General features: G+C 47.1%; 7 protein-coding genes. 1 reads left to right on the forward strand and 6 read right to left on the reverse strand.

The window, feature by feature from the left end; translation table 11 throughout:
- The coding region (locus A3763_RS12145; RefSeq protein WP_231872184.1) for an integron integrase at positions 1-1380 on the forward strand (1380 nt) is incomplete at its 5' end.
- Here A3763_RS12145 and hypA read toward each other — a convergent pair.
- From hypA to A3763_RS12175, 6 genes are all read right to left on the reverse strand, one after another.
- Positions 1358-1720, reverse strand: coding sequence for a hydrogenase maturation nickel metallochaperone HypA (gene hypA / locus A3763_RS12150; protein ID WP_068511667.1), 363 nt, complete (start codon positions 1718-1720; stop codon positions 1358-1360). The two genes, A3763_RS12145 and hypA, sit on opposite strands and share 23 nt — an antisense overlap.
- Positions 1713-2165, reverse strand: a complete 453-nt coding sequence (locus tag A3763_RS12155; RefSeq protein WP_068511665.1) for a hydrogenase maturation protease — start codon at positions 2163-2165, stop codon at positions 1713-1715. The genes hypA and A3763_RS12155 overlap by 8 nt, the downstream gene beginning before the upstream one ends.
- 15 nt (positions 2166-2180) lie before the next feature.
- Complete coding sequence (locus A3763_RS12160) at positions 2181-3638, reverse strand: Ni/Fe hydrogenase subunit alpha (RefSeq protein ID WP_068511663.1); 1458 nt, start codon at positions 3636-3638, stop codon at positions 2181-2183.
- A 16-nt stretch (positions 3639-3654) separates the two neighbouring features.
- Entirely contained in the window at positions 3655-4212 is a 558-nt protein-coding gene (locus A3763_RS12165) for an NADP oxidoreductase (protein ID WP_068511660.1), read from the reverse strand.
- A complete protein-coding gene (locus A3763_RS12170) occupies positions 4209-4967 on the reverse strand; it encodes a 2Fe-2S iron-sulfur cluster-binding protein (RefSeq protein WP_068632966.1) in 759 nt (252 codons plus the stop codon). Before A3763_RS12170 ends, A3763_RS12165 begins: the two co-directional genes overlap by 4 nt.
- Positions 4939-6846: NAD(P)H-dependent oxidoreductase subunit E (locus tag A3763_RS12175; RefSeq protein ID WP_082880452.1), on the reverse strand; the 1908-nt coding region annotated here is incomplete at its 5' end. The genes A3763_RS12175 and A3763_RS12170, both read right to left, overlap by 29 nt.

Here is a 6846-nt window from a genome sequence, read left to right on the forward strand (position 1 = left end):
AAGGAAATAGATATGTCTCAGGTCACGGATGATCGAGAAAAACGTTTTTGGAACAACTATATAGCTCAACTTTCTGAGCGCAATATCAAGCCCGCTCTGTTCCAGTGGTATGTGCGTCATTGTGAGCAGTTTATTCGGTATTATACGGACGTCCGGCTTAAGGAACATACCGATCAAAGTGTTCAGGATTACTTCTCAAACTTACTTGAGAGTAACAAGCTCAAGGCTTGGCAGAAGCGTCAGGTGGTTGATGCGATTCATTGTTTGTTTCTAAGTATTCATTCCCCCTTTTGTAAGCAGGTTGATTGGGATTATTGGAAAATGTCGTGCAAAGAGTTGGAGGCTGATCATGTCTCGAATGCGCGAAATAATACGCCTGTTGTAACAGGTCGAAGCAAAAATATGGACTTGGAGGGCAGTGCAAATGCACCAGAAGTCGAGAAGTTAATCTATCAGGTGCGTGCTAAGGGGTACAGTATTCGCACCGAAAAGACTTATGTCCATTGGGTTAATCGCTTCTTAAAGTTCTGTTCTAATAGTCACACCCAAGGTAACTCTGCCAGAGATGTGATTGACTATCTTTCATTTTTGGCTGTTGATAAGGGTGTGTCGAGTTCAACGCAGGCGCTTGCGCTGAATGCAATAGTCTTTTACTTCAAAATGGTTTTAAACCTTGAGCTTGGTGATGTTAGCCAATTCGTCAAGGCAAAAAAACGTCAGAAGTTGCCGGTTGTCTTGTCTGCCGATGAAGTAAACGAAATATTAGCCGAACTACAAGGGGTTCAATTGCTACTGGTATCATTGCTCTATGGCTGTGGTCTAAGGTTGATGGAGGCGATTCGGCTTAGAGTTCAAGATATCGATTTTGCGTATCAGCAAATTATCATACGCAATGCCAAAGGGAATAAGGAAAGGGTGGTGCCGCTTCCTGCTAAAATTCAAGGGTCACTAAAAGCGCACTTGAAAGACGTAAAAGCGATGCATGAAACCGATTTAAAGGAAGGTTATGGTAGTGTTTATATGCCAGCCGAATTAGTTAGGAAGTATGGCAAAAATGACCAGCTATGGATTTGGCAATATGTGTTTCCTAGTGCCAAATTATCGCTCGACCCCAAGTCGAAAGCAGTGCGCAGGCACCATTTACACGAGTCGACCTTGCAGAAGTCGGTCAGGTACTGCGCTCGAAAGCTCGGGATTGCAAAGCGTGTTACCTGTCATACCTTTCGTCACAGTTTTGCCACGCATCATTTGGAACGCGGGATGGATATTAGAATGCTGCAAGAACTATTGGGGCATTCCGACGTTGCCACGACGATGATTTATACCCACACAGCTAATTTCTCTAAGGGCAAGACTTCTAGTCCGTTGGACTTTCTTTAGTGCTAACCTGCAAAGAACTAATCCTAACCTGGTCTCCCTGTATCACCTCTAAGCCGAAAGCCCCGCAGTGAGAACAAGCATCGTATAGGTGCTTGATTTCACTTTGTTTCTGGCAGCTTCCGCATAGGCCAATACCTGAAGGGCGGGATAGGATTAACTTCGCATTGTCTGCAATGGAGCCTTTCATCACGGCGTCAAAACAAAACTGCATAGCTTCTGCCTCGACATGGCTTAGTTGACCGACCTCTAAATAAACGGCTTCAACCAAGTTGAAGTGCTCGGCTTCGGCTTGTTCTTCAATGAGTTCACGCATACTTTCCGCAAGTGATAGCTCATGCATGCTCGCTAATCCACTTGGTAGTGAACGCGAGGGCTTTATCTAAATTGCCTTGGGCGCGCGGGCTCAGTGTCTCGTCAAAGACATCAAATTCGTAGCCGCGAATTGCCAGAATAAAGGCTTCGGGTTTTGTCTCATATAAGGTATGGCACAATTGCAGAACCGACTCAGGTTGAAGCTGATGGCTGCCCAGGCTTTGTTGATCATTAGCGCTGGCTTCATTAAACGAAAAGGGTGGGGAAGAGTCTAAACTCGCGTCTACAAATACCACCGTGTCGTACTGTGTAATGTCGTAAGCGTCTTCGACGGTGAGTTGGTAGTTTGAAGAAAGGCTTACTTTATCAGCAAGTATTGAGTCATCTTCGAGTGCTTTAATAAGCGCCGGGCCGAGGCCATCATCTTGTCTGCCAGGGTTGCCGTAGCCAATAAAGAGTATCTTCTTAATCATCTAGATCTTGCTCATCTAGTGTTGGCCATCTACAAACTGGCTGTTACTGTCGATCAGTTTATTTTCATGATCAAACAGCTCCACCTTGAGCGGCATTTGGCCGAGCGCATGGGTTGCACAAGATAAACATGGGTCGTAAGCGCGAACGGCCACTTCGATATGATTGAGCATGCCTTCCGATATTTTGTTCTTGCCTGAAATATATTTTCGGGCGACATCGGTCACTGCTTTGTTCATGGCGGTATTGTTATGGGTTGTCGAGACAATCAAGTTGCAGTAGGTGACTTGGTCATTCTCATTGACTTTGTAATGGTGGAATAAAGAGCCTCTCGGCGCTTCGATTACGGCTATCCCTTCTTCACGACGATCGCCGGTTAGTTTGAGATCCGTACCCATAATATCCGGGTCAAGAAGTAGTTCTTTGATCTTTTCGACACAGTGAAGGACTTCTATCATTCGTGCCCAGTGATAGGCCAAAGACATATGAGCAGGCTTATGTTGGGAGAACTCTTTGAATTCTTCATGACGAGCATTGGCCAAGGGGGTGTCGATAAAGCTGACTGTATTCATGCGAGCCAGTGGGCCGACCCGATACCAACCGTCAACATTGCCCCGGCTCTTGATAAAGGGGAACTTCATGTACGACCAGGGTTTTACTTCTTCTTTGATAAAATCATCGAAGTGCCGGTAATCCATTTGGTCAAAGATCAAGTTGCCGTTGGCGTCAATTGCGCGAAGCTGGCCATCGTATAAATCTAAAGCGCCGTCATCACGAACCAGTGACATATGACTAGACTTAAAGTTGGCGAAGCTTTCTACCAGCCCTAGGTGCTCAAGTGTATAGTTGCGCGTAATATCGACCGCTTCTTGTGACCACTCAATCATCTGATCGATATCTTGTAGTAGTTTGTCTCGTTCTTGAACTGAAAGACTCTTACTGATGCCGCCCGGAATGGCTGTGTTGCCATGAATTTTTTTACCTGCGGTGTACTGAATAACTTCTTGTCCGTACTTGCGCATTAATACGCCTTTCTTGGCCAGGTCAGGAAAGGCTTTAATGACTTCAAAGATATTGCGCTTTTTAGCGGGAGCAGAAAAACCAAAGAGCAGGTCAGGTGAACTGAGATGGAAGAAGTGGAGTACGTTGCTCTGCATAATCTGGCCGTAGTGCATTAGGCGGCGCATTTTTTCGGCGGTGGGCGTGAGTTGGTCAACACCGACAATCATATCCATAGCTTTTGCGGCTGCTAAGTGATGACTTACCGGGCAGATGCCACACAAGCGCTGAACGATGACAGGCACTTCCCAAAGTAATCGGCCCTGGATAAAGCGCTCAAAGCCTCTGAACTCGACAATATGTAAGCGCGCTTCAGACACCTGGTTTTGTTCATCGAGGTGAATCGTCACTTTGCCGTGACCCTCGACTCGCGTTAGGGGTTCTATTTCTACGATCCGAGCTTTTGTTTTTTTCATCTTTTCAGCCCTTGAATTAGTCAAACTTGATCAGTGAATAATCAAGCGAAGGTGGCTCGCCTTTGATCAAGGCTGTTAAAGCACTCCATAGCGCATCGCCAGAAGGTGGACAACCTGGAATCTGGTAGTCAACTTTGACCACATCGACGCAGGTGTAAACCTTGTCGAGCAGCAAAGGTAGAGCTGGGTCATTTGGTATCTGGTTTTCTGGGTTGAGTACCTTGGGCGTGGTATAGGCTTCGTCCAGGCATTCTCTTAGCGGATCATCGGAATGCATAATGGCATTTCGCATGACCGGCAAACCGCCCATGATGGCGCATTGCCCAACGGCAAAAAGTATGTCGCAGTTCTCTCTGAATTCACGAAGCACATGGACGTTATCTTCATTACAGCAGCCGCCTTCAATGAGGCCAATGTCGCAACGGCGTGTGAACTTTTTGACATCGTTTAAAGGGCTGCGATCAAACTCGGCCAGTTCCATTAGTTCGATTATTCTTTCATCAATATCCAGCAACGACATATGACAGCCAAAGCAACCTGCCAGAGAGGTGGTGGCAATACGCTTCTTTCTCATTTTGTACTGTCCTCTTTGCCGGTTTCAGGCTGGTATTGTCGTACTTCGATATCTGAGCCAATTATATGGCTGTCGTATTGACGCTCGCCAACGGGGGCGAAAAAGCCATCGTTCTTTCGAATAATACAGCCAACCGGACAAACCTCTAACGACATGGCATAGTCGTTAATATCGGCATTGGTATCAGCAAGGCAGTCGCCATTCACACCAATACGTTTATGGATACCGCGACCCACGTATTCAAAGACATGCTTGTCGTCAACGTCTCGTGAGGCTCGAATACAACGGCCACAGAGTATGCAGCGGTTGTTATCTAATGCGATATCCGGGTGCGAAGCATCAACCGGGCGTGAGGGCTGTAAGTATGGGAAGTCTGATGCCTGAGACAAACCAAGGCGATAGGCGGTTGCTTGTAGTTCGCAGCGTCCACTAGCTTCGCAGATAGGACAGAGATGATTGCCTTCATGAAATAACATTCTGACCAAATCTTTGCGATAGCCTGTTACTTCCTGGCTTTCATTTTCAATAATTGCACCGTTTTCGATAGGTTGTGTGCAGGCGGCAACGACCCGGCCATTCATTTTGACAGAGCAAACTCGGCAGCTACCTTGGGGAACAAGGCCTTCAGAATCGCATAGCCGAGGAATGTAGATACCTTGTGCCTCACAGGCAGACATTATCGACTGCCCCTCAAGGGCTTCGACTTTCTTGCCGTCGATGGTAAAGCTAAGTCGCTTTTCTTCTTGGTTCATCATTTTTGCTCCCTGTCGTCATGGTCGTATCGCGGGTCAAAATAATCGATCGCCGTTTAGCGATAATACGCGATTCATTCAATGCACTTTGAATATCAAAACCTGCCTGACGACCATCCGGGTGGTCTTTTAGTAATGCCGCGTACACTAAAGGGAAGTTTTCAATTGTCGATAAAATAGGTTTAGGGGACGTATGCCCAAGCCCGCAGCGACTGGTTTGAATAATGGTATTGCCGAGGCTTTGCAAAGACTCCAGGTCCTTGCTCTCGCCCTGGCCGAGCATGATTTTCTCAAGCCCTTTCTTTAAAAACACATTACCGACTCTGCATGGCGTGCAGTAGCCACAGCTTTCTTCAATAAAGAAGTGCATAAAGTAATTGACGATATCGAGAATATTACGTTGCGCCGAGAAAATCATGATAGCCCCTGCTGTAGGTAAATCCTCAAAACATAAGCGCCGGTTAAAGTCGATACGCGCAATCATTTCGCCACTGGCACCACCTACCTGGACAGCTTCTGCATCAATAGCACCAGCTAAGTCGAGTGCATCGGAGACGCTAATACCATGCTCAACTTCATAGATGCCAGGGCGCTCGCAGTCGCCGCAAATACTGAGCAGCTTGCTACCTTTGCTGTGCTCGGTGCCAAGAGACTGAAACCACTCAGCACCTTTGTCCAGAATATGAGGCACGTTGCAGAAGGTTTCGACGTTGTTCACCACTGTTGGATAACCCAAGTAGCCTTTCTGCGCAGGGAAAGGTGGTTTGTTTTTTGGTTCTCCGCGTTGTCCTTCGCATGAGCTGATCAGAGAGCTTTCTTCGCCGCAAATATAGGCACCTGCACCAAGTTGGATGCGGATATCGAAGGAAAAGCGTGTTCCGGTTGACTCGTCAATAAGCATGTCTTGGCCGAGCAGGGCTTCTCGACGTCGTTCTTCCAATACGCTATTTAGGTAGGGCAGCAGGTAACGATATTCAGCGCGCAAATAGAGAATGCCATGCTCACTACCAATTGCGTAGGCGGCGATAGTCATACCCTCTATTAAGAGGTGAGCGCGCTCTGTTAGCAATACTCTATCTTTAAAGGTGCCGGGCTCGCCTTCGTCGGCATTACAAATGACATAACGTTTTTCAGCCGGTGTTTGGGCTGCAAATTGCCATTTGCGCGCGATTTGAAAACCCGCGCCGCCGCGACCTCTTAGATCGGAGCGGAGTAACTCATCAATAATCTCGTCGGGGCTTTTTGAGAGGCATTTAGCCAAAGCTTGCGCTAAAGGAGGCTCACTTAGTAATACCGGGCCAGATTGCTGAATATTGTTATTTACCATGCTCCGTACTAGTGAGTGGCTGTTATTTCCATCGCCTGTTTTACCGCCGAATACCGATAAACACGTGTCATGAATTCGGGTGGATAGTGCTCTCCAGTTATCGGATTCAGATGCTTTGAGTGTACGTTTTAGTGCGTTAACTAAACGTTTCACTTTGCTTGGTGTTAACGAGGTGACGACGTGCTCGTTAATCAGGGCGGCAGGGGCTTGGTCACTCATGCCTATGCAGGGCGTGAGGTGGAGTGAAAACTTCCCATCCAGAGTCGTGTTGCCAACAGGGATCCCTAATGCCAACTCAAAGGCCTGCAGAATTTCCGCGCTCCCCTTATGCTGGTCGATTATATCTTCACTCAGGTGAATGATGATTTTTCCTTGAGGGCTAGTTTTGAAAAAACTATAGAAACTCGCGACCCCTTCAACAACGACTCGGTGACTGTTGGTTTTTTCTGCGACTAACTTCATTGAGTCGCCACTGATCCAACCTAAGGTGTTTTGTATCGCCCAAAGGATATCAATCATTCGCTTGGGATTGTTATCAAAGCCTTGGCAGATTTC

This window comes from Oleiphilus sp. HI0128 (genome assembly GCF_001635365.1).

Coding starts and splice junctions, on each gene's coding strand:
- hypA (WP_068511667.1), bottom strand. CDS start 1,720: ATGCATGAGCTATCACTTGCGGAAAGTATGCGTGAACTCATTGAAGAA.
- A3763_RS12155 (WP_068511665.1), bottom strand. CDS start 2,165: ATGATTAAGAAGATACTCTTTATTGGCTACGGCAACCCTGGCAGACAA.
- A3763_RS12160 (WP_068511663.1), bottom strand. CDS start 3,638: ATGAAAAAAACAAAAGCTCGGATCGTAGAAATAGAACCCCTAACGCGA.
- A3763_RS12165 (WP_068511660.1), bottom strand. CDS start 4,212: ATGAGAAAGAAGCGTATTGCCACCACCTCTCTGGCAGGTTGCTTTGGC.
- A3763_RS12170 (WP_068632966.1), bottom strand. CDS start 4,967: ATGATGAACCAAGAAGAAAAGCGACTTAGCTTTACCATCGACGGCAAG.